The organism is Natrinema amylolyticum (genome assembly GCF_020515625.1).
Classification (GTDB): Archaea; Halobacteriota; Halobacteria; order Halobacteriales; family Natrialbaceae; genus Natrinema; species Natrinema amylolyticum.
On sequence record NZ_JAIWPJ010000001.1, the window covers coordinates 1,558,260 to 1,579,176 of the forward strand.

The window sequence follows — 20,917 nt, forward strand, 5'->3', positions numbered from 1 at the left end:
GTCGCTCAGTTGCGCTGACCGGCGTGTTCTTTCGGCCCCACCCGCGAACAGCCGTCGGGCTACCCGGCGTGCGGACGCGGTCGTGACAGCGTCCGTCGCCGATTCCGGTCCTACATCGACTGCGGCGCGGCCACGCCCAGAATCGAGAGCGCGTTCGCGACCGCGTGCTTTGAGGCCGCGACCAGCGCCAGCCGCGCCTCGCGGACCTCGGGGTCGACGTCGTCGGCGAGCACCGGACACTCCCGGTAGAAGCCGTTGAACCGATCGGCGAACTCGCGAGTGTACGTCGCGATCTGGTGTGGCTCGAGATCGTCGGCGGCCTCGTCGACGACCGCCGGGAACCGCGCGATCGTCTCGAGCAGGTCCCGTTCGGCCTCGGTCTCGAGCAGGTCGGCGTCGACGGCGGTCTCGACGTCGGCCATCCCGGTCTCGGGATCGATCCCCGCTTCCTCGAGGATGCCACAGCAGCGCGCGTGGACGTACTGAACGTAGGGTGCGGACTGGGCCTCGAAGTCCAGCGCGCGCTCCCACTCGAAGGTGATCGCCTTCGTCGGCTGTTTCGAGACGATGTCGTAGCGGACCGCGCCGATCCCGACCTGATGGGCGATGCGTTCGATGTCGTCCTCGTCCAGATCGTCGTCGCGGATGCGGTCGTCCAGTCGGTCCTCGACCTCGTCGCGAGCGCGGTCGATCGCCTCGTCGAGCAGGTCGTCGAGGTCGACGCCGGTCCCCTGACGGGTACTCATCTTCCCCTCGGGGAGGTTGACGTACGAGTAGAGCACCTGCCGGAGCTGGTCCGTCTCGTTGCCCAGCAGCTCGAGGGTCGTTCGGACCTGTTTGGCCTGCAGCTTGTGGTCCTCGCCCAGCACCGTCACCGCGCGGTCGTAGTTGTCGAACTTCCACTCGTGGTGGGCCAGGTCGCGGGTGGCGTAGAGCGAGGTGCCGTCCGACCGCAGGAAGACGAGGTTCTTGTCGATGCCGTGGTCCTCGAGCTCGAGCTGCCAGGCGTCTTCCTCGTAGACCGATTCGTCGAGTTCTTTGAGCCGGTCGACGAGGTCGTCGGTCGCGCCCGAGCGCATGAACCGCGTCTCCTTGACGAATTCGTCGAACTCGGCCGGCAGGCGGGCGAGACACTCCGTCATGCCACCGAGCACCTGATCGACGACCTCGCTGACCCGCTCGTAGGCCTCGTCGTCGCCCGCCTCTAAGCCCTGCATGATCGACTCGATCTCGGCCTCGGCGTCCTCGACCTCGGCTTCGGGCGCGTTCTCGAGGTAGGCGTTGCCCTTGCGGTAGTAGCGCACGAGGTCGTACTCGATGCGGTCGCGCTCGGGCGGCTCGTCCAGATCCTCCTCGTCGAAGGTCTCGTAGGCCCAGGTGAAGACGGCCATCTGTCGGCCGGCGTCGTTGACGTAGTAGTGGCGGTCGACGTCGTACCCCGCGAAATCGAGCAGGTTCGCGACCGCGTCGCCGATGATCGGGTTCCGGGCGCGGCCGACGTGGACCGGTCCCGTCGGGTTCGCGCTCGTGTGTTCGACGACGACCGACTCCTCGCGGTCCGCGAGCGACCCGTAGGCGTCGTCGGTCGCCGCCTCGAGCGTCGTCGCGAGATAGGCGTCGCTCGGCAGGAAGTTGAGATACGGTCCCTGCGTCTGGATCTCGGCGACGTAGGTCAGTTCGTCGGCGTCAATCTCGTCGGCTATCCGTCCGGCGACCTGCGGTGGCGGCGCACCGGCCTCGCCGGCGAGTCGGAACGCCACACTCGAGGCCAGCACGCTCTCGACGTCGTCCGGCGGTTCTTCGATCCCGAGATCGTCCGTCGGGAAGTCGAGTTCGGAGAGCGCCCCCTCGAGGGCGTCCTCGACCTCCGCGCGTAGGGAGAGGAACATACCCGCCCGTATTCAGGGCTCGAGTAAAGGAATGTCGGGTTTCGTCTCGAGAGCAAGTTCGAGAATGACCCGTCACCGAGAGAGGGGAGTCGGCTTCCGTAGAGAGCGACTCGTGAAACTCACGAGAAGTCCGGCTCGAGGAGTTCTCCCGCAGTATCCGAGAGCGGATCGAACGGTTCACCGCGAGAGAGCAACGCTTTCTCGGCATCGATCGAAACAGACGAAAAGCGGGTCTGTCAAAACCCTCGGAGCAGTACGGAGTGGTCGAGAGCGAGGAAACAGAAACGGATAGGGGCCCCACCTACCAACCGCTAGGATAGATATGGAGGCATACTTGTTCGTTCACTTCAAGGAGAAGCGGACGCCGGACGGTGAGCAGGTGTATTTCGGGATCAGTACGGACGGATTCCACTGGGAGGAGGTAAACGGGGGCGACCCCGTCCTCTGGAGTTATAAAGGCGATAAGGGGGTCAGGGACTGTACGATCACCAGAACGACGGACGGGAAATTCGTGATAATGGGGACGGATCTCAGCCTGGCGTACGGGATGCCCAATCAGTATCGCGGTTCGTGGGACGAGATCAACCGCAACGGGAGTAACTCGCTGGTGCTGTGGGAGTCCGAGGACCTGACCGACTGGTCCGAACAACGGATGGTCGAATTCGGAGACGGGGAGTTCGGCTGCCTCTGGGCGCCGGACATTACCTACGACGGGGAGAACGACGAGTACATCGTTCACTGGTCGTCGTCACACCGCAGCAACGACTACGGGGACAAAGCGATTTATTACGCGAGGACCGACTCGTTCGACGCGTTCTCGGACCCGGAACTACTGTATCGGAAAGCGGACAGCGGCGTCATCGACTCCGCGATGTACGCGGAAGACAGGACGTATTACTGTTTCGTCAAAAGCGATGCGAATCCGACCGGAATTATCCTGCTGAAAAGCGAGCGGCCGACCGGGCCGTTCACCCGGGTTACGGCGTTCGATCGCACCATGGAGGGACTCGAGGGCGGGCGATACGAGGCACCGACCGCCGTGCGACTCGATGACGGACGGTGGTGTCTGTTCTTGGATTACTACGGCGGCAGTCCGGAGACGCAGGGCTACGTTCCGTTCGTGGCGGATTCGTTAGCGGAGGAGTTCGTGCGCGCCGACGACGAGTTCTCGTTCCCATACGGGTTCAAACACGGCACGGTGCTTCCGATCACGACCGAAGAGTACGAGCGACTGAAAGCGTACGAGAAGGATCCGTCGGAGCGGTAGGCGACAGCCCGCTCACCTCGCGTATTCGGCATGGCCGCTGCACCGTCTCTCCGTATGAGGCTTTTAACAGAGGTGAAATCGGTGAAACAGCACCGGAACGCTACTTCTTGTGCGTGAAAATGACCGCCTGATCGTCCGCTGATCCCACGCACAGATCCAGTTGTTTCGAGAGGTTGAGACTCGCCGGGTTCTCCTTACAGACGACGAGATCGTCGAACTGGGAATCACAGGCCGGGCAGGCGACCGCCACCGTGTTCTGATAGCTCCTGATCGCCTCGTTTTCCTCACGAAGCGTCAACGAGGACACGAGTTCGTCGAGATCGATATCGTCCATACGTCCCCTTTCTGAGCCAGTACTCATAAAAATAGGCGAACGAAGCGACCCGATCGTCTCGCAGACCGATTTATCGTGCCCGCCGAACTGCGATTCCGTCGTGTCACGGTGCAGAGAACCGCTGGAACCTACCGATTGAAGAAGGTCGGGCCCGCCACGTGACCTGTAACACGGTATGACTTCGGGATACGCCCTCGAAACCGCGACCACGCTGCTGACACTCGTTCCTGCGAGCGTCGCCGCCCGAAGCGACCTCGAGGACGTCGTCACGAATCCCGCGACGCTCGAGGAACTGGCGCTCGCGGTCGGGCTCTATGTCCTCGCGACCGTCGTCATCGGAGCGCTCGTTCTCGCGGTCTCCCAGTCGTCCGTTCGGCGGATCGAAACTCGAATCGTCGAAGAACCGGTGACCACGGGCGTGATCGGTATCGGTGTTCTGGTCGGCGGCGTCGTCGCGTTCGCGGTCCTGACGGCCGCCGCGTCGCTCCTCGTCGCGATTGGCGCACCGGAACCGGTCGGGACCGTGCTCGAGGCGCTGACGGTCGCGTTCCCGATCGCGCTGACGATCGCCAACACCGTCGGTGTCATCGTCCTCGGCTCGAGACTGCTCCGGTGGGTCGGTCGCGGACCGAACCCGTGGCTCGCGCTCGTCGTCGGCGCGATCGCGGTCAACGTCCTCTATCTGATCCCGGTGGTGAACATCGTCACTGTCCTCGGCCTCGTCGCCCTCGCAACCGGTGCGATCGCCGGCCAGTGGTGGCGCGATCGCGGGAACGAGTCGTCCGATTCGACGCCGCGCGAGCGGTCGGCGGACGACTGACTTCGGGGACTCGAGCGAGCCGGTACGCCGGTTGTCGCCCCGCCTTGTCGATTCGTGTTGGCGTCGATCCGTGCCGGTGTCGATTCGTGCCGGTGTCGACGATAACGATCGGACGACGTGTGGCAACTGATGACGTGGCATTGCCCTTTCAGACTCGTTAAGTCCTTGCGGCCACTGACTCAGATACAATGAATCTGGAACCGCGTCGACAGGAGAGACAGTGTCTATTTGCGACCGAACGATGAGTAAGGATTACATCGACGTACGCGGCGCGGAGGAGCACAACCTCAAGGACATCGACGTCACGATCCCCCGAGAGGCGTTCACCGTCGTCACCGGCCTCTCGGGCTCGGGGAAGTCATCGCTGGCGTTCGAGACCGTCTACGCGGAGGGCCAGCGCCGGTACATCGAGAGCCTCTCGGCGTACGCCCGGAACTTCCTCGGTCAGATGGACAAACCCCAGGTCGAGACCGTCGAGGGTCTCTCGCCCGCGATCTCGATCGATCAGAAGAACGCCGCGAACAACCCCCGATCGACCGTCGGAACGGTCACGGAGCTGCACGATTACCTGCGACTGCTCTACGCCCGCGTCGGCACGCCTCACTGTCCCGAGTGCGGCCGCGAAGTCGGCGAGCAGAGCGCACAGAACATGGTCGAGCGCATCCTCGAGCTCCCCGAGGGAACCAAGGCCAAACTCGCGGCACCCGTCGTCCGCGACCAGAAGGGGGCCTTCGAGGACCTCTTCGAGGAACTCGTCTCCGAGGGGTACGCTCGCGTCGAGATCGACGGCGAGGAGTACGACCTCACGATGGACGACCCCGATCTCGACGAGAACTTCGATCACACCGTCGACGTGATCGTCGACCGCGTGAAGGTGTCCGCCGAGGACCGCCCGCGGATCATCGACAGCGTCGAGACGGCGCTCGACGAGGCCGAGGGCGTTCTGAAGGTCATCCTCCCGGACGCCTCCGAAGAAGTCGCCGCGGACCTCGGCGAAGAGGCCCGCCGGACCGGCGCGCTCGGCGAGGAGACCGAAGAGAACGACCGGTTCGTCGTCGAGTTCTCGAAGGATCTCGCCTGCACGCACTGCGGGATCGATATCCCCGAGATCGAGACCCGGTCGTTCTCGTTCAACTCGCCCCACGGTGCCTGTCCTGAGTGTGAGGGCCTGGGCGAGACCAAGGAGGTCGACGAGGACCTCGTCCTGCAGGACGAATCCAAGCCGCTCAAGCACGTCTTCGAGCCCTGGAGCTACAATCGATCGTACTATCAGACCCGCCTCGACGCCGTCGCCGAGCACTTCGGCGTCTCGCTGTCGACGCCGTTCGACGACCTCGAGGCGGACGTCCAGCAGGCGTTCCTCTACGGCACGGACGGCGAAGTAGTGTTCAAGCGCAGCACCAAGAACGGCACCCGCCGGAAGCAGAAACACTTCGAGGGCGTCATCCCGAACTTGGAGCGCCGGTACCTCGAGACCGACTCCGACTCGACCCGCGAACACATCGAGGACTACATGTCGGTCACGGAGTGTCCGGCCTGTGACGGGACCCGTCTGAAGCCCGCCTCGAGAGCGGTGCTGGTCGACGGCACCGCCATCACGGAGATCAACGCGATGAGCATCGGCGACGCTCGCGACCACTTCGAGTCGATGGAAGCCGATCTCACCGAGCGCGAGAAGGTCATCGCCGAGGAGATCTTAAAGGAGATCCGGGCGCGGCTCGGCTTCATGTGCGAGGTCGGCCTCGACTACATCACGCTCGATCGGGAGGCCTCGACGCTCTCGGGCGGCGAGAGCCAGCGGATTCGCCTCGCCACGCAGATCGGTTCCGGTCTCGTGGGAGTCCTCTACGTGCTCGACGAACCCTCGATCGGACTCCACCAGCGGGACAACGACCGACTGCTCGACACGCTCGAGGAACTGCGCGACCTCGGGAACACCCTCCTTGTGGTCGAACACGACGAGGAGACGATGCGCCGGGCGGACAACGTCATCGACATGGGGCCCGGCCCCGGCAAGCGCGGCGGCGAAGTCGTCGCTAACGGCTCCGTCGAGGCGGTCATGGACACCGAGGGATCCGTCACCGGCGACTACCTCTCCGGCCAGCGCCAGATTCCGGTGCCCGACGAACGCCGCGATCCGGAGGGCGCGCTGACGATCCGCGGCGCGCGCCAGCACAACCTCAAGGACCTCGACGTCGACATCCCGCTGGGCTGCTTCACCGCCATTACGGGCGTCTCGGGCTCCGGGAAGTCCACCCTCATGCACGAGGTGTTCTACAAGGGCCTCGCCCGTCAGATGAACGACAACACGTCCGTGATTCCGGGCGACCACGACGCCCTTGAGGGGCTCGATCAGATCGAGACCGTGCGACTGATCGACCAGTCGCCGATCGGCCGGACCCCGCGATCGAACCCCGCGACGTACACCAGCGTCTTCGACTACATCCGCGAGTTATTCGCCTCGACGAAGCTCGCGAAACAGCGGGGCTACGAGAAGGGGCGCTTCTCGTTCAACGTCAAGGGCGGCCGCTGCGAGGAGTGTGGCGGCCAAGGGACCGTCAAAATCGAGATGAACTTCCTGAGCGACGTCTACGTCCCCTGCGAGGAGTGTGACGGCGCGCGCTACAACGACGCCACGCTCGACGTTACCTACAAGGACAAGACCATCGCCGACGTCCTCGAGATGTCGGTCGAGGAGGCCTACGACTTCTTCGAGTCCTCGAGCCAGATCCGCCGCCGGCTCAAACTCCTGAAAGACGTCGGGCTCGACTACATGAAACTCGGCCAGCCCTCGACCACCCTCTCCGGCGGCGAGGCCCAGCGGATCAAGCTCGCCGAAGAGTTGGGGAAGAAGGACTCGGGCGAGACGCTCTATCTGCTCGACGAGCCCACTACCGGGCTCCACAGCGAGGACGAGCGCAAGCTCATCGACGTCCTCCACCGGCTGACCGACAACGGCAACACCGTCGTCGTCATCGAGCACGAACTCGACCTCGTCAAAAACGCCGACCACGTCATCGATCTCGGCCCCGAGGGCGGCGAGAACGGCGGCGAAATCGTCGCAACTGGGACGCCAGAAGACGTCGCCCGTCTCGAGGACTCTCACACCGGGCGCTACCTCCGGGACCTGCTGCCGAAGATCGACCTCGAGGGGCCGCGCGGCGAGCGGGTCGAGCCCGTGACGGCCCCGATGGACGACGACTGATCGGAGCCGATCGGTGTCACGCAACGACATCGGCGACTCGAGCGGACCGCCCAACGGGCCGCAACTCGAGCGCGCCGGCATCCGTTCGCGCTCGAGTGGGAACGACTAACCGCGTTCCGGCGAAACCGACCGCTCGATGAGCGGACTGAAGACCGTCGTTCGCAACGGGTTCACCGGTGGCGGCGCTGCGACCCTGCTGTTAGCGGGGCTGTTCGTCGCCGGTGGCGATCCGAACGGAGCGGCGACGCTGCTTCTCGCCGGCTGGCTCGCCGTCGTCGGCGTCGCGTTGCTCCTCGCCGGCACCCGCGAGCGAGTCGTCGTCGCCGGTCGGCCCGTCGGCTGGCCCCGCGTGGCTGCCGTCGGGATCGGTACGCTCGCGGTCGGCACGGGAGTATTCGGGGTCACCCGGCTCCGCTCGCTCGAGGTTGCAAGCGGTCCGTGGCTGCTCACTGCCGCGATCACGGTCTTCGCGATGGGGTATCTCTCCTGGTTCGCCCGCGAGTGCTGGACCGGTGGCCGGCAACTGGACGACGAGCTGTTCGCCGTCGGGTGAGTTCGATCGCGCGGTCCGTCCGTTTCAACGGGTGGCACTGCCGCCCGTTCTTTTCACCACCGGCGTTGTCGGGTCGATATGAGCGCACGCGACCGGGAGCTGTCCACGACCGCGGACGGCGAAGAGAGCGAGTTGACGTACCAGAAGATAACCGAGTCGCCGCTCAGGCGCTGGCTGATGCTCGACGGTCACCGACTGGCCATCGCCGGGCTACTGACCGGGGGCCTCTACGCCGCCGTCATCGCGCTGTACGTCGCCGGGCTGTTCCCCGTAAACGACGCGGGAGCCGTGGTCACGCTCTACGGTTCGCTCGTCGGCGGGACGCTGCCGTTCATCACGATCGTACTGGCGATCAATCAGCTCGTCCTCTCCCAGGAATTGGGCTGGACGCCGGATCTCAGGGATCGGTTCGACGGCATGACCGAGTTTCAGCGGGACGTCGAGGAACTGACCGAGTCGGGCGTCAGTCCGGCGTCACCGGCCGCCTTCTTGAACGTCATCGTCACCGCGACGGTCGACCGCGCCCGGCGGCTTCCCGACGCGCTCGCGGACGACGCCGACCCGGACAAGTGGGCGGAAGTCGAGCGGTTCATCGAGACCTTCGAGTCGGACGGAAAGACGGTCTCGAACGCGCTCGAGGACGCCGAGTTCGGGACGTTCGAGGCGCTGTCGGCAGTGCTCGGCCACCACCAGGGGAACTACTACCACGCGGCGCGGACGTTCCGAGACGAGTGGGACGACGTCTTCGACGAGACGGAACCGCTCGAGGAGTTGATCGAACTGCTGGGCTTTCTCGCGGTCGCTCGCCAGACGTTCAAGACGCTGTACGTCCAGCACGAACTGGCCGTCCTCTCGCGAATGCTCCTGTACGTCGGCTTCCCCACGCTGGTCGGCGGCGGCCTGCTGCTCGTCTCCTACGGACGGATCGCCGACGCGGTCGCAACCGACTGGCTCCTGCTGGCGATCGCCGCTGGCGGCGTCGTGCTCGTCTTCCTCCCCTTTATGGTCCTGCTGAGCTACGCGCTCCGGATCGCGACGATCGCCGCGCGGACCGCCGACTTCGGCCCCTTCGTCCCGCGGTCCTCGAGCGAGTAACGGCCGTTGCCCGTCCGACTCTCGCCGCCGAGACCGCGCGGAATCGACCGGGCGTACAGCCAAGGGGAACGCCGGACAAGGAACACGTATGCCAGAGGACACCACACCGACCGAGGCGACCGAGGAGCCGACCCCCGTCGAGGAGGCCCGGACGGACTCGTTCGACCTCGAGCACGCCGAACGCGTCCGAATCGGCGTCACGCGCGGGGAGACCGACCTCGAGTTGGGACCGCCGCGGGACTACCCGGACCGAGCGGACGTGTCGGTGCGGCCCGAATCGGCGGACGATCACCGCGTCGTCCTCAGTATCGACGCGATGGCGGGCGACCACGGGACGGGGCACGCGGACGTCGAACTGACGCCGGCGGAAGCCCGCGCGTTACGCGATCGGCTCGACGATATCGTCCGCTGGATGGCCGAAGACGACGGCGTCGCCGCTCGTGCGACCGAAACGACCGACGGTTCCGACTCCGATCCGGGCTAACGGCGATGGGCTTCGAGTCCGCGTCTCGGACGCTCGCTCGAGCGGCGGCTCTCGATGCCTCGAATCGTTCCGCAGTGGCGGTCGGACCCAGCGATTACTCGGGGCTCGGCGACTGCACGCGCGAGAGGTACCCCGCCAGGTCCGACGTGGTGACCATCCCGATGACGCCCTCGTCCTCGTCGACGACCGGAATGTGGTGGAAGCCGCGTTCGACCATCACGTCCGCGGCGTCGCGGATGCTGTCCTGTGCGGACGCCGTCACGACGTCGCTGCTCATGTACTTCGAAACCGGCGTCTGGTCTTTCGGCTTCTGTTCGGCGACGATCCGGACGAAGTCCGTCGTCGTCAGGATTCCCTCGAGCCGGTTGTCGTCGTCGACGACGACGACCGATCCGATCCCGTTTTCGAGCATTTCCTGTGCGGCATCCTCGACGAGCGTGTCCGGCGTCACCGTGTGGAGCGACGTGGACATGACCCGAGCGACGAAAATATCTTCCATACCCCATAGTACTCGGTAAACAATATAAGGATTGTCGGACCGATTCGGTCCGAAACGCTCACACGGATGGAATTGTGTGCAGTCCGGCCCGATCGAATCTGACTCGAGCGACGGAATCCGTTCCGTGATCGACCTTGAGGGTCTGGGTCGGACTCGAGCCGAAAAGGCGGAGGGATTACATATCGCTTCCAGAACTGGTTCTCTAATTAGGCAATTTATTTATATTTATCGTAGAATCGCCAAAGGTGCGTTTCTATCGACCAGATATCGACCCTCAGCGTTTCACACTCGATTCTAACACCCCATACGCTGTTCGAATGGAATCCATCGGGAAACGCTAAATAGAAACGATAAACGCTCTGATCCGGCGCAAGAGGGCCTCTATTCGGTGTCAAACGATATATGATATAGATGGGGAGAACCACATGTGTATCCAACTAAATTATTCTCCTAATCTGGTAGCTAACCGCTTCGAACGCGAGGAACGCGGTCGTTGGGGATGAGAGAAGTCGCCGAGTGAGCCGTCTCAGGAGTGGGCGAGGTTCAACTCGAGTTCGTTGATGACGCTCCGGGTCGTGTCGGGGATCTCGGACTCGAAGCGCTCGCCGCGCATGCGGTGGCTCGGGCCTGCGACGGCGAACGCACCGATGACCGCCCCCTCCGGGCCCGTCAGCGGTACGCCGACCGCGCGGAGTCCGCGCGTGCTCTCGTCGATGTTGAACGCGTACCCTCGCTCGCGGATCGCCTCGAGTTCCTCGAACAGTTCGGCTTCGCTCGTGATCGTCTCGTCGGTGGCGGCCGGCAACCCGTGGCGGGCGACGATCTCGCGGACGCGCTCGTCGGGCAAGTTCGCCAGGATCACCTTCCCGCCGGCGACCTGGTGCATGTAGAACCGCTTTCCGATCCGGGCGCGGCTGAAGACGCCTTTCTGCCCCGCCTTTCGGTCGAGGACGACGGAGCGGCCGCGCTGTTCGATCGAGAACTGGACCGTTTCCCCGGTGAGATCCGCCAACTCTCGGACCTTCGGTTCGATGTACTGGAGCCCCTCGACCTGATGGAGGGCGTAGCCGCCGACGTCCAGGAATCGGAGGCCGATCCGGTAGGTATCGCCCTCCTTGACGACGTAATCGTGCTTGAGAAGAGTAATTAGGTGTTTGTGGACCGTCCCCTTCGATTTCCCGGTCGCCTCGGCCAGCTCCGAGACCCCGGCCCCGTCTCGAGCCTGTAGCTCGTCGACGATCGCGAGCGAGGTCTCGACGCTCTTGATGGTCGGTGAACCGGGTTCGCGCTCCCGATCGCCGGCGTCGTTTCGGGACATGACGTGTATCATAGCGCCCGCACGCCTAAAAGGTTCACCGATGAGAAACGATCGGAGAAACTATTTCGTTCTCCGAGGGACCCCGTTCGTCTCGATTCGAGTCGCCGTCCCCGTAGAAAAGAGACGACCTTATACGAGTGCCCGCGGAGAAAGCGTATAGAGCCGATGGCACAAGTGACAACGATGGCGTCCGCGATCGACGACGCCGTTGACGACGGAGACAGTCTGTATCTCGCCGGGTTCACCCATCTGATCCCCTTCGCGGCGGGACACGAGATCATCCGCGGCGAGTACGACGACCTCGAGTTGATCCGGGCGACGCCCGACCTGGTGTACGATCAGCTGATCGCGGCGGGCTGCGTCTCGAAGGTCACCTTCTCGTGGGCCGGCAACCCGGGCGTCGGAAGCCTCCGCGCGTTCAGGCGAGCGGTCGAGGACGGCGTCCCGAACCCGATCGAACTCGAGGAGTACACTCACTACGGGATGGTGGCGGCGCTCCACGCCGGCGCGGCGAACCTCCCGTTCATGCCCGTTCGGACGTTCGCCGGCTCGGACCTGATCGAGCACAACGACGCGATCAGGACCGTCGAGAGCCCGTACGGTGACGACGAGATCCCGGTCGTGGCGCCGATCAACCCCGACGTGGCGATCGTCTCCGCACAGCGGAGCGACGAGGACGGGAACGCTCACCTCTGGGGCATCCCCGGCGAGCAGAAGGAGGCGGCGCTGGCCGCCGACACGGTCGTCTGCTGCGTCGAAGAGCTCTGTCCGACCGAGACGATCCGGAGCGATCCCAACCGGACGCTGTTCACCGCGGACGCCGTCGACTACGTCGTCAGGGAGCCCTACGGTGCTCATCCCTCCTACGCACAGGGCTACTATCAGCGGGACAACGACGCCTACATCGAGTGGGAGGAGATCTCGAAGAATCACGAGGACGTTCTCGAGTGGCTCGACGAGTGGGTCTACGGCGTCGAGAATCGACGGGAGTACCTCGAGAAGCTCGGCGCGAAGCGGCTGCTCGATCTCGAGGTCGACTCGCAGTACGCGACGGCGATCGATATGGGTGACTACTGATGGAGTACACGGACACGGAACTCATGGTGACGGCGGCGGCGGAACAGCTCGAGGACGACGACTCGGTGCTGGTCGGGATCGGCGTCCCGAACCTGGCCTGTAACCTCGCGAAGCGCAACCACGCGCCCGACCTCGAGATGATCTACGAGTCGGGGACGATCGGCTCGAATCCGAGTTCGCTCCCGCTGTCGATCGGCGATCCGGTGCTCGCGTCGGGCGCGACGAGCGTCGAATCGATGCTGAACGGCTTCTCGTACTACCTGCAGGGCGGTCGGATCGACGTCGGCTTCCTCGGCGGCGCGCAGGTCGACCGCTACGGCAACATCAACTCCACCGTGATCGGCGACTACGACGATCCCGCGGTGCGCCTGCCCGGTAGCGGCGGAGCCTGCGAGATCGCCAGCAACGCCCACCGGACGATCATCGTCTCGCCGCTCGAGGAGCGGCGGTTCCCGGCGGAAGTCGACTTCGTCACGAGCCCCGGCTATCTCGACGCCGAGACGGACCGCGAGGACCTCGGACTGCGCGGCGGTCCGGAGACGGTGATCACCGACAAGGCGCTCATGGGATTCGACGACGACGGCGAGATGGTCGTCGAGAGCCTCCATCCGGGCGTCACCGCCGACGAGGTTCAGGCGTCGGTCGGCTGGAAGATCCAGTTCGCCGACGACGTCGCGCAGACGCGGGAGCCGACCGACGACGAGATCCGGCTCATCCGCGAGGAGCTCGATCCCGACGGCGTCTACCTCGACTGATCGCGGGAAGTGGTCGTCGAGCAGTTCTCTTTTCGCGCCGCTGACGATGAGATCGACCGCGCGGAGTCACGGAGCCGCGGGCTTCCGACCGGCCGTCACCGCATCGACGACCGGAGGGAACGGTGACCGATCAGACCGGTCGGTGCTCGAGCGATGACGAGGAACGACTCTGAGACGGAGAAACGGATTCGGAATTTCGAGCCGAAATCGCGCGGTAGTCGGGACGGCTTCAGTCCCCGCGAGCGACGGTGTCGACGCCGGTTCCCCGCGGAACCACCGTCTGGAGTGCGATGAGGATCATCGCGACCAGGACGGCACCGAGTCGCGGCAGCAGCGTCGGCCACACCATCGCGAAGACGCCGAGGGCGACGTACATCGCCCGGGCACCGTAGTCGACCGGCGACGGGATGCCGAACGGGCGGGGGGCACAGTTGAGTCCGTGGGTAATCGCGATCGCACCCAGCAGGACGACGAGCCCCGAGCCGGCGGTCGTGAGCCCGAACCCGCCCGTCACGATTTCCGGATTGTAGATGAACGTGAACGGGAGAACGAACAGCGGCAGGCCGAGCTTCAGCGCCTCGAGCGACGTCTTCCAGAAGTTCGACTCCGCGATACCGGTCGTCACCACCACCGCGATGGCGATCGGTGGCGTAATCCCCGAGAGGATGGCCGCGTAGAGCACGAAGAAGTGTGCCGCGAGCGGCTCCACGGCGAACTCGCCGGTCAGCGTCGGCGCGATGAGCAGCGCGACGATGGTGTAGGCGGCGACCGTGGGCATGCCGAGTCCCAGCACGAGGCAGACGGCCATCGCGAGGATGACGGTGAACAGCAACACGCCGCCGGCGACGCTGACCATCGCCAGCGAGAGCTTGCCGGGGAGGCCGGTCGCGTTCAGCAGGTCGACGATACCGTTGACGGCCGCGATGATGATAACGATCGGGGCGATCGAGACCGCGCCGAACTTGAACCCGGAGATCGTGTCGGTCAGGGCGTCCCGGCCGGTCTCGGCGAGATCCACGTCGCTACTGACGAGGCCGAGGACCAGGGGAACGCCGGCACCGGTCGCGATCATCGCGACGCAGGTGTACAGTGCGGACGAGAGGACCGTCCACTGCGCGATACCGAGCGTGTAGAGGAGCACGGCGAACGGAACGCCGAACCGGATCGCCTCGATCGCGGGATGGTACCCCTCCGGGATGTCGCCGATGCGGCTTTCGATATCGATGCCGCTGTCCGGTAGCTGCTTGATCGCCATGTAGTGGACGCCGATGGCGACCGAGATGTAGAACACCAGCGCCGGGATGATACCCGCGACGAGGACGTCGACGTAGCCGATGCCGGGAATGAGCGATGCCATCACGAACGCGGCCGCGCCCATGACCGGCGGCATGATCTGGCCGCCCGAGGAGGCGACCGCCTCGATGCCGCCCGCCGAATCCGACCGCATCCCGCTCTCTTTCATCAACGGAATTGTAAAGGAGCCGGTCATCGCGGCGTTGGCCGTCTGCGCGCCGTTGATCGAGCCGACGATCAGACTCGAGGTCACCGCCGACTGGGCGACCCCCGAACGGAGATACTTCGCCGTCTGGAAGGAGAGTCGCATGATGAGTTCGAAGGCCCCGTAGCCGCGCATCAGGCCTGCGTACAGGAGAAACAGCGCGACTTTGACGGCGACGACCTGCGTGATCGAGCCGAAGAAGCCGTCGAACTCCATCGTGAGCACGTTGACGATCTGTTCGGTAGCGACGCCGCCGTGGCCCAGCAACCCGGTGATGAGACCCCCGAACCGGGCGTAGAGCACTGCCAGTATCATCACGGATGCGAAGGCGGCCCCGAACGCTCGGTAGGTCAGATAGAGGATCACGAGCGCGAACAGCCCCCCGATCAGGTACTCGTGGTCTAACGCGTAGCCGACGCGGGTCGTCTCGAGCACCTCGTAGTTCAGCCAGACGTAGCTGGGAACGGTGACGCCGACGAGCGCACAGAGCCACAGCCCGATCCGTTCGAGGCGTTTGCCCCCCTCGAGGTCGGCGAGCTCTTTGATGACGTAGACGAGTATCCCGCCGGCGAGGAAGACGGCCCCGTACTTCGCTCGCGGGGCGTCCTGTCGCACCGCATACAGCAAGACCCGCGCCCAGAACAACAGGGCGACCACCGTGACGAGGTTGTTCAGCAGGTGCTTGCGCCGGAAGTCCAGCGGCGACCAGACGGGCGGTTCGCTCTGGGTCTCGCTCATGCTCGTTCTATTCGCTGGTCTCGCCGCGCGTGTAGGCGCTCATGTCGACGTCTTGCTCCTCGAGGAAGTCGTACGGGCCGGGGTGGACGGGGACGTCCTCGAGGTAGAGCGATGCCATCGACTCGGGGTCGCTGTGGTCGAGATACGCCGGTTGGCCCTCCTGAATGGACTCGACGTTCTCGTGACTGATTCGCGCGAGTTCGTAGCCGACGTCCCGCGAAACCTCGCTACTGAGCCAGAACTGGAAGTCGGCGCCGTAGATGTCCACCTGCTCCTGCTCGAAGCTCTGTTGTTCCCAGCCGTACGGTTCGATCTGGCTGTGACTGGTCCCGCGAGTGCTGTTGACGCCCTCGATGAAGCTGTCGGTGAACTCGACGAGCTGGAGGTCCGCTCGAGCGTCGACCTCCGTCGCCCAGCCCGCGAGGTTCGCGAACCCGGAGCCGTAGGCGATCAGCGCGTCGACGTCGCCCTCTTCGATACGGCCGGCCACTTCACCGGTCCCGGCGTTGACGATGGAGTCGCTGCTCTCGAGATCGCTCCAGAGGCCGGCGTTCGTGAGAACGGTCTCGGCCTGCTGGCGGAGTCCCCACTCCGGCGGCAGCGGCCAGAAGTTACTCCCGACGAGGTCGTCCGTCGTCTCGATGCCCGACCCCTGCAGCGAGAGGATATGCATGTGCAGGGGTGCGATCGAGAACATCTGCTGGGGGAGCGTGTCCAGCGGCCGCTCCTCGAACGGCGGCAGGTCCTGCTGGGCCGACGCAACGATGAAGTTCCCGGCGGTCAGCGCCTGCAGGTTCCCCTGGGCGTGCTGTCTGAGACTCGGCGGGTCGCCGCCGGTCTCCTGGTTCTGCCACCGGATCTCCCCGGCGGGCTCGGTGTCGCCGGACTGTTCCTGGACGACGCGCTGGAAGGAGTTGCTTGCCTGCCCGGTCGTCGTACTGGAACTTGGAATCCCGACGCTGAGAGAGGTCGTACTGCCACCGTCACCGCCGAGACAGCCGGCCAATCCGACCGCCCCGATTCCACTCACTGCTTTCAGGATATCCCGTCGTCTATTGAGACGCATACAGCCTAAAGGTGTATCCATAATAATTAAACCTTCGGGAAAAGGTCAGCTATAGAGGAAGATAAATGCCGATTATCGGGACAGATGCCCTCGGCCGGTCGAACCGAGCGGTCGGGTGGAGTCGGTTCGGCCCGTGATCGGGGGTTCCGAGCGGAACGTATAAACGGAGGTCCGTCTATGACGGAGATATGCGGCCTCTAGAGGACGTTACCGTTATCGACGCGACACAGGCGCTCGTCGGACCGATGGCGACACAGACGTTCGGCGACCTCGGTGCGGACGTGATCAAGATCGAACGGCCCGGGTACGGTGATCTGACGCGCACCTATCAGCCGGAGTACGAGGGACTGTCGGCGTACTTCGTGAGCCTCAACCGGAATAAACGGAGTCTTACGCTCGACCTAACGAGCGAGGAGGGACAGACGGTCCTCCACGAGCTGGTCGAAGACGCCGACGTATTCATGCAGAACTTCAGCCCTGGCAAGGCCGAGGCGTTCGACGCCGACTACGAGACACTCTCGACGCTGAACGATGACCTGATTTACTGTGACGTGTCCGGATACGGTTCGGACAGCCCCTACAGCGGGCGCAAGTCTTTCGACATCGTGTTACAGGGCGAAGCCGGCATGATGAGCATCACCGGGAGCGAAGACGAACCGGCGCGGGTCGGTATCTCGATCTGTGACGTCTCGGGTGCTATGACGGCGACCTACGCCATTCTGACGTCGCTCTATCATCGCGAACAGACGGGCGAGGGGCAACACATCGAACTCTCGCTGTACGACACGAGCTTCCAGTGGCTCCTCTATCACGTCACCAACTTCTTCGCCTCCGGCGACGTGCCGCGCCGGATGGGGACCAAACACCCCAACCTCGCGCCCTACCAGGCGATCGAGACGGCCGACTCCCACGTCGTCGTCGGCGTGATCAGCGAGGGTCTCTGGCCCAACCTCTGTCGCGCGCTCGATCGCGAGGAGTGGATCGACGACGACCGGTTCGCGACGTTCGAGGATCGGGTCGAGAACCGGGAGGCGCTCGACAGCCGACTCGAGGAGATATTCGCCCGGATGACGACCGACGAGTGGGTCGAACACCTCCGCGAGTTCGACGTCCCGTGTACGCCCGTCAACGACGTCGAAGACGTCGTCAACGATCCGCACATCCAGTCCCGGGACATGATCGCCAAGATGGAACACCCCGAGCACGGAACGCTGAAAGCGCCCGCGAACCCGGTCAACTTCTCCTCGCTCGAGACCACCCACGAGCGGGCACCGCCGGATCTCGGTCAGCACTCGCGTGAGATCCTCGCGGAACTGGGCTACTCGGACGACGAAATCGCGGCTCTCGAGGCCGACGAGGTCGTCTGATCGAGGAACCGACGACGGCGTACCCCGGCCGACCGCACTCGTAGCACGGTTCTCTCCGACCGCGAGCCGATCGGCGGTCTCGGACGGTCGTTCGAGAGGCTCGACGAGAGAGGGATCGGCAGTCCTGTCGTTTCCGGTGACGATCGTCATCGGAATATCGTTTCGTTGGTCGAAACGGCGACTCTTCCTGTGGCAATAATTGCGATATCGCCGCTCGAGACGCCCGATTCGCGCTGTTCTCGGTCGACGGCCGCGATAACGGGTCGCGATCCGAATCAGCGCGACGGGCACCGAGAGGAAGCGGACGAACGACCGAATGCAACTACTCATTCATTGTTCATTTGAACGGATGTGTTATTTCGTCGACTCGGCTAACCGCACGCCGTGACGGCGGCAATCGATCGTGTACTCTCGAGGGATTTTACATATATATGGCCGTAATTCATAGTCGCGAATAGCGAGAGCGTCCCAGTCTGAACGAGGCGATTGCAGCGGACGAATCGCAATTCAGCGCCGAACGGCGTCATTTCGAGAGGCGAAACGAATTCGGTTCCGCCCTCGACCATCATTGGTTCTTGATATCACACACCAATTTCGATCGAACTCCCCGAATCGGCGATAGAGGCCGTATACGCACCCTTCATGGCATCACACGGCAGTCGGACGCCACGAACTGTCATCGCCGGCCCGATCTGTCCGTGTCCCGACCGGCCCAGTTTTGTTTCGGTACGCGAAACGCTATTGCGTTTCAGCGCGCCCGATCCGCCCGTCGGATCACCGCTCAGAGAGCGAACCGAAGGGAGATCATAAGTACCTGGTTTACGAGGTGAGCGTATGGACGTGAGCCGAGCGGTCATCGAGCGATTGGCAGCCGACGGAATCGACACCGTGTTCGGCATTCCGGGCAAACAGACGCTCCCGCTGAACGAGGCGATCGGAGCGCGGGACGACATTCAGTTCGTCATGGCTCGCCACGAGACCGCCGTCACCCATCAGGCGTGGGGGTACGCCGAGACCAGCGGGCGGCCCGCGGCGACGGCCGTTGTCCCCGGGCCGGGCGATATGAACGCGATGAACGGTTTGAAGAACGCGCTCAACGATTGCACGCCGCTCGTCCACATGGCCGTCGAGACCGAACCCGAGGTCCGCGGCGGCGACGGCATCCACGAGACGCCGCCGGACACCTACGACAACGTCGTCAAAGCGAACCGACTCGTCGAGAGTCCCGAGAGCACGCTCGCCGTCCTCGAGGAGGCGATCTCGATCGCCGAGACGCCACCGAAGGGCCCCGTTCGGGTCGGGATTCCGAAGAACTTCCTGGCGATGGACGTCCCGCTCGCGACGCCGGCGGAATACAGCCGGGACTCGGTTTCGGGGGTCGCGGATCGCGACGTCGAGGCCGCCGCCGATCGCCTCGCCGACGCCGACGAGCCGGTGATCGTCGCTGGCGGCGGGGTCCGTGCCGCCGAAGCGAGCGACGACCTCCGCCGCGTCGCAGAGCGACTCGGCGCGCCCGTCGTCACGACCTACAAGGGGAAAGGCGTCCTCCCCGACGGTCCCGACGGGTACGTCGCCGGAACGCTGTCGGGCAGCGCGTCGCCCGAGTTGCTCGAGCTCCTCGCCAGCGCGGACGCCGCGCTCGCGGTCGGCACGGACTTCGACGCCGTGGCGACCCGTGCCTGGTCCGTGACCGTACCCGAGACCCTCGTCCACGTCACGCTCGATCCCGACGACCTCGGGACCGGCTACGATCCGACGGTCGGCATCGTCGCCGACGCCGGCGAGGCGCTGTCGGCGCTCGAAGACGCGCTCGCCGACCGCGAGTTCGCGGCCGGCAACGCCGTCGAGCGCGCCAGCGAGGTCCGAACGGCCACGAGCGAGCGACTCGAGGAGCTGCGCGTCTCGTCGCCGCCACTGACCTCCGTCAGCGCGCTCGAGGCGATCCGGGAAGCGGTCCCGCGGGAGGCGATCGTGACGGCAGACGCCGGCGGCTCCCGCGTATGGGGACTCAACGTCTTCGAGGCGGGGGGGCCGCGCTCGTACGTCAATCCGGGCTCGTGGGCGTCGATGGGGACCAGCCTCCCGTCGGCGATCGGTGCACAGGTCGCCAACCCCGACGAGGACGTGGTCGTCCTGGTCGGCGACGGCGGACTCATGATGTGCGTCCACGAACTCCACACGGCCGTCGCCGAGGCGCTGCCGATCACCGTCGTCGTCTTCGTCAACGAGGACTACGCGATCATCAGCGACGACGCCGACCGGAACTACGACCTCGAGGCCGGCGCGTACGAGTGGGCGAACGCGCCGATCGATTTCTCGAGCCTCGCGACGAGTCTCGGGATGCGGGCCGAGCGCGCGGAGACATCGTCGGAAATTCGGGCAGCGCTCGCGTCCGCGCTCGAGGCGGACGAGCCGGTACTCGTCGAAATTCCGACGGACCCGGGCGAACCGCAGGCGAGCGAGTGGATGAGCGAATAGGCGGTCGCGTCTGGCGGGAATCCGCGTCTACGACCGCGGAGAACCGATTCAACGAGCGGGTTCGCTTCGATGCGACCGGTCGCTCCAGTCCTCGAGGCGACGAACAACACACGTATACTGAGTGATACGATTCGAGAGGGGTTTACGTGATACGCCCCCACTAGTCGATAATGAAACACGAGATTGCCGAAGACGACCTGGTAGTGGAATACGAGATTCCGGAGAACGAATCCCCGAGCGTCGCGACCGTTCGCGCGGTGAGTTCGATACGGGAGTGTGACCCCAAGGCGCTGACGCCGTTATACGAGGCGATAGATCCGGACGCATTGAACGACCTGTGTGAGTCGCGAGGAGACGAATCGGACGGAGTCGACTGCACGATCGAATTCGTCTTCAGCGACTATCACATCACCGTTGACAGTGATGAATGTCTCACGATTCGAGCAGTCGGAGAGTGAGCGACCGGGCCGTTTA

At 64.6% G+C, this 20,917-nt stretch carries 17 protein-coding genes; 11 read left to right on the forward strand and 6 right to left on the reverse strand.

Features of this window, described 5'->3' with window-relative positions; all coding sequences use genetic code 11:
* Positions 1-110: 110 nt before the first annotated feature.
* Positions 111-1,889: an arginine--tRNA ligase gene (gene argS / locus LDH66_RS07705; RefSeq protein ID WP_226480468.1), complete on the reverse strand. Its 1,779-nt coding sequence runs from the start codon at positions 1,887-1,889 to the stop codon at positions 111-113.
* Between the two features lie 322 nt (positions 1,890-2,211).
* Here argS and LDH66_RS07710 point away from each other — a divergent pair, with 322 nt between their 5' ends.
* Positions 2,212-3,156: a glycoside hydrolase family 43 protein gene (locus tag LDH66_RS07710; protein ID WP_226480469.1), complete on the forward strand. Its 945-nt coding sequence runs from the start codon at positions 2,212-2,214 to the stop codon at positions 3,154-3,156.
* A gap of 100 nt (positions 3,157-3,256) precedes the next feature.
* Here LDH66_RS07710 and LDH66_RS07715 read toward each other — a convergent pair whose 3' ends face one another.
* Complete coding sequence (locus LDH66_RS07715; protein WP_226480470.1) at positions 3,257-3,490, reverse strand: DUF7385 family protein; 234 nt, start codon at positions 3,488-3,490, stop codon at positions 3,257-3,259.
* Between the two features lie 175 nt (positions 3,491-3,665).
* Here LDH66_RS07715 and LDH66_RS07720 point away from each other — a divergent pair, with 175 nt between their 5' ends.
* From LDH66_RS07720 to LDH66_RS07740, 5 genes are all read left to right on the forward strand, one after another.
* A complete protein-coding gene (locus LDH66_RS07720) occupies positions 3,666-4,310 on the forward strand; it encodes a hypothetical protein (protein ID WP_226480471.1) in 645 nt (214 codons plus the stop codon).
* A gap of 241 nt (positions 4,311-4,551) precedes the next feature.
* Positions 4,552-7,515 (forward strand): excinuclease ABC subunit UvrA, encoded by a 2,964-nt coding sequence (uvrA, locus tag LDH66_RS07725; protein WP_226480472.1) that lies wholly within the window; start codon positions 4,552-4,554, stop codon positions 7,513-7,515.
* A 136-nt stretch (positions 7,516-7,651) separates the two neighbouring features.
* Positions 7,652-8,068, forward strand: coding sequence for a DUF7994 family protein (locus tag LDH66_RS07730; RefSeq protein WP_226480473.1), 417 nt, complete (start codon positions 7,652-7,654; stop codon positions 8,066-8,068).
* 78 nt (positions 8,069-8,146) lie between these two features.
* Positions 8,147-9,163 (forward strand): DUF7972 family membrane protein, encoded by a 1,017-nt coding sequence (locus LDH66_RS07735; RefSeq protein ID WP_226480474.1) that lies wholly within the window; start codon positions 8,147-8,149, stop codon positions 9,161-9,163.
* Positions 9,164-9,251: 88 nt separating this feature from the next.
* A complete protein-coding gene (locus LDH66_RS07740; protein WP_226480475.1) occupies positions 9,252-9,647 on the forward strand; it encodes a hypothetical protein in 396 nt (131 codons plus the stop codon).
* 94 nt (positions 9,648-9,741) lie between these two features.
* Here the strand turns inward: LDH66_RS07740 and LDH66_RS07745 are convergent, their stop codons facing one another.
* Together LDH66_RS07745 and LDH66_RS07750 are read right to left on the reverse strand one after the other, a co-directional pair.
* Positions 9,742-10,146 (reverse strand): CBS domain-containing protein, encoded by a 405-nt coding sequence (locus LDH66_RS07745; RefSeq protein ID WP_226480476.1) that lies wholly within the window; start codon positions 10,144-10,146, stop codon positions 9,742-9,744.
* A gap of 526 nt (positions 10,147-10,672) precedes the next feature.
* Positions 10,673-11,464: an IclR family transcriptional regulator gene (locus LDH66_RS07750; protein WP_226480477.1), complete on the reverse strand. Its 792-nt coding sequence runs from the start codon at positions 11,462-11,464 to the stop codon at positions 10,673-10,675.
* Between the two features lie 165 nt (positions 11,465-11,629).
* Here LDH66_RS07750 and LDH66_RS07755 point away from each other — a divergent pair, with 165 nt between their 5' ends.
* Both LDH66_RS07755 and LDH66_RS07760 read left to right on the forward strand, forming a co-directional pair.
* Positions 11,630-12,541 carry a CoA transferase subunit A gene (locus tag LDH66_RS07755; protein ID WP_226480478.1) on the forward strand — a complete coding sequence of 304 codons (912 nt, stop codon included), beginning with the start codon at positions 11,630-11,632 and terminating at the stop codon, positions 12,539-12,541.
* A complete protein-coding gene (locus LDH66_RS07760; protein ID WP_226480479.1) occupies positions 12,541-13,296 on the forward strand; it encodes a CoA-transferase subunit beta in 756 nt (251 codons plus the stop codon). Before LDH66_RS07755 ends, LDH66_RS07760 begins: the two co-directional genes overlap by 1 nt.
* A 229-nt stretch (positions 13,297-13,525) precedes the next feature.
* Here LDH66_RS07760 and LDH66_RS07765 read toward each other — a convergent pair whose 3' ends face one another.
* Both LDH66_RS07765 and LDH66_RS07770 read right to left on the reverse strand, forming a co-directional pair.
* Positions 13,526-15,532, reverse strand: coding sequence for a TRAP transporter permease (locus tag LDH66_RS07765; RefSeq protein ID WP_226480480.1), 2,007 nt, complete (start codon positions 15,530-15,532; stop codon positions 13,526-13,528).
* A gap of 7 nt (positions 15,533-15,539) precedes the next feature.
* Positions 15,540-16,598: a TAXI family TRAP transporter solute-binding subunit gene (locus LDH66_RS07770; protein ID WP_226480481.1), complete on the reverse strand. Its 1,059-nt coding sequence runs from the start codon at positions 16,596-16,598 to the stop codon at positions 15,540-15,542.
* 188 nt (positions 16,599-16,786) lie between these two features.
* Between LDH66_RS07770 and LDH66_RS07775 the strand changes: the two genes are divergently transcribed.
* From LDH66_RS07775 to LDH66_RS07785, 3 genes are all read left to right on the forward strand, one after another.
* Positions 16,787-17,965, forward strand: a complete 1,179-nt coding sequence (locus tag LDH66_RS07775) for a CaiB/BaiF CoA transferase family protein (RefSeq protein WP_226480482.1) — start codon at positions 16,787-16,789, stop codon at positions 17,963-17,965.
* An 834-nt stretch (positions 17,966-18,799) separates the two neighbouring features.
* Positions 18,800-20,443 carry a thiamine pyrophosphate-binding protein gene (locus LDH66_RS07780; RefSeq protein ID WP_226480483.1) on the forward strand — a complete coding sequence of 548 codons (1,644 nt, stop codon included), beginning with the start codon at positions 18,800-18,802 and terminating at the stop codon, positions 20,441-20,443.
* A gap of 170 nt (positions 20,444-20,613) precedes the next feature.
* On the forward strand, positions 20,614-20,901 hold the full coding sequence (locus LDH66_RS07785; RefSeq protein WP_226480484.1) for a HalOD1 output domain-containing protein: 288 nt from the start codon (positions 20,614-20,616) through the stop codon (positions 20,899-20,901).
* Positions 20,902-20,917: the final 16 nt, after the last annotated feature.

Coding starts and splice junctions, on each gene's coding strand:
- argS (WP_226480468.1), bottom strand. CDS start 1,889: ATGTTCCTCTCCCTACGCGCGGAGGTCGAGGACGCCCTCGAGGGGGCG.
- LDH66_RS07710 (WP_226480469.1), top strand. CDS start 2,212: ATGGAGGCATACTTGTTCGTTCACTTCAAGGAGAAGCGGACGCCGGAC.
- LDH66_RS07715 (WP_226480470.1), bottom strand. CDS start 3,490: ATGGACGATATCGATCTCGACGAACTCGTGTCCTCGTTGACGCTTCGT.
- LDH66_RS07720 (WP_226480471.1), top strand. CDS start 3,666: ATGACTTCGGGATACGCCCTCGAAACCGCGACCACGCTGCTGACACTC.
- uvrA (WP_226480472.1), top strand. CDS start 4,552: ATGAGTAAGGATTACATCGACGTACGCGGCGCGGAGGAGCACAACCTC.
- LDH66_RS07730 (WP_226480473.1), top strand. CDS start 7,652: ATGAGCGGACTGAAGACCGTCGTTCGCAACGGGTTCACCGGTGGCGGC.
- LDH66_RS07735 (WP_226480474.1), top strand. CDS start 8,147: ATGAGCGCACGCGACCGGGAGCTGTCCACGACCGCGGACGGCGAAGAG.
- LDH66_RS07740 (WP_226480475.1), top strand. CDS start 9,252: ATGCCAGAGGACACCACACCGACCGAGGCGACCGAGGAGCCGACCCCC.
- LDH66_RS07745 (WP_226480476.1), bottom strand. CDS start 10,146: ATGGAAGATATTTTCGTCGCTCGGGTCATGTCCACGTCGCTCCACACG.
- LDH66_RS07750 (WP_226480477.1), bottom strand. CDS start 11,464: ATGTCCCGAAACGACGCCGGCGATCGGGAGCGCGAACCCGGTTCACCG.
- LDH66_RS07755 (WP_226480478.1), top strand. CDS start 11,630: ATGGCACAAGTGACAACGATGGCGTCCGCGATCGACGACGCCGTTGAC.
- LDH66_RS07760 (WP_226480479.1), top strand. CDS start 12,541: ATGGAGTACACGGACACGGAACTCATGGTGACGGCGGCGGCGGAACAG.
- LDH66_RS07765 (WP_226480480.1), bottom strand. CDS start 15,532: ATGAGCGAGACCCAGAGCGAACCGCCCGTCTGGTCGCCGCTGGACTTC.
- LDH66_RS07770 (WP_226480481.1), bottom strand. CDS start 16,598: ATGCGTCTCAATAGACGACGGGATATCCTGAAAGCAGTGAGTGGAATC.
- LDH66_RS07775 (WP_226480482.1), top strand. CDS start 16,787: ATGCGGCCTCTAGAGGACGTTACCGTTATCGACGCGACACAGGCGCTC.
- LDH66_RS07780 (WP_226480483.1), top strand. CDS start 18,800: ATGGACGTGAGCCGAGCGGTCATCGAGCGATTGGCAGCCGACGGAATC.
- LDH66_RS07785 (WP_226480484.1), top strand. CDS start 20,614: ATGAAACACGAGATTGCCGAAGACGACCTGGTAGTGGAATACGAGATT.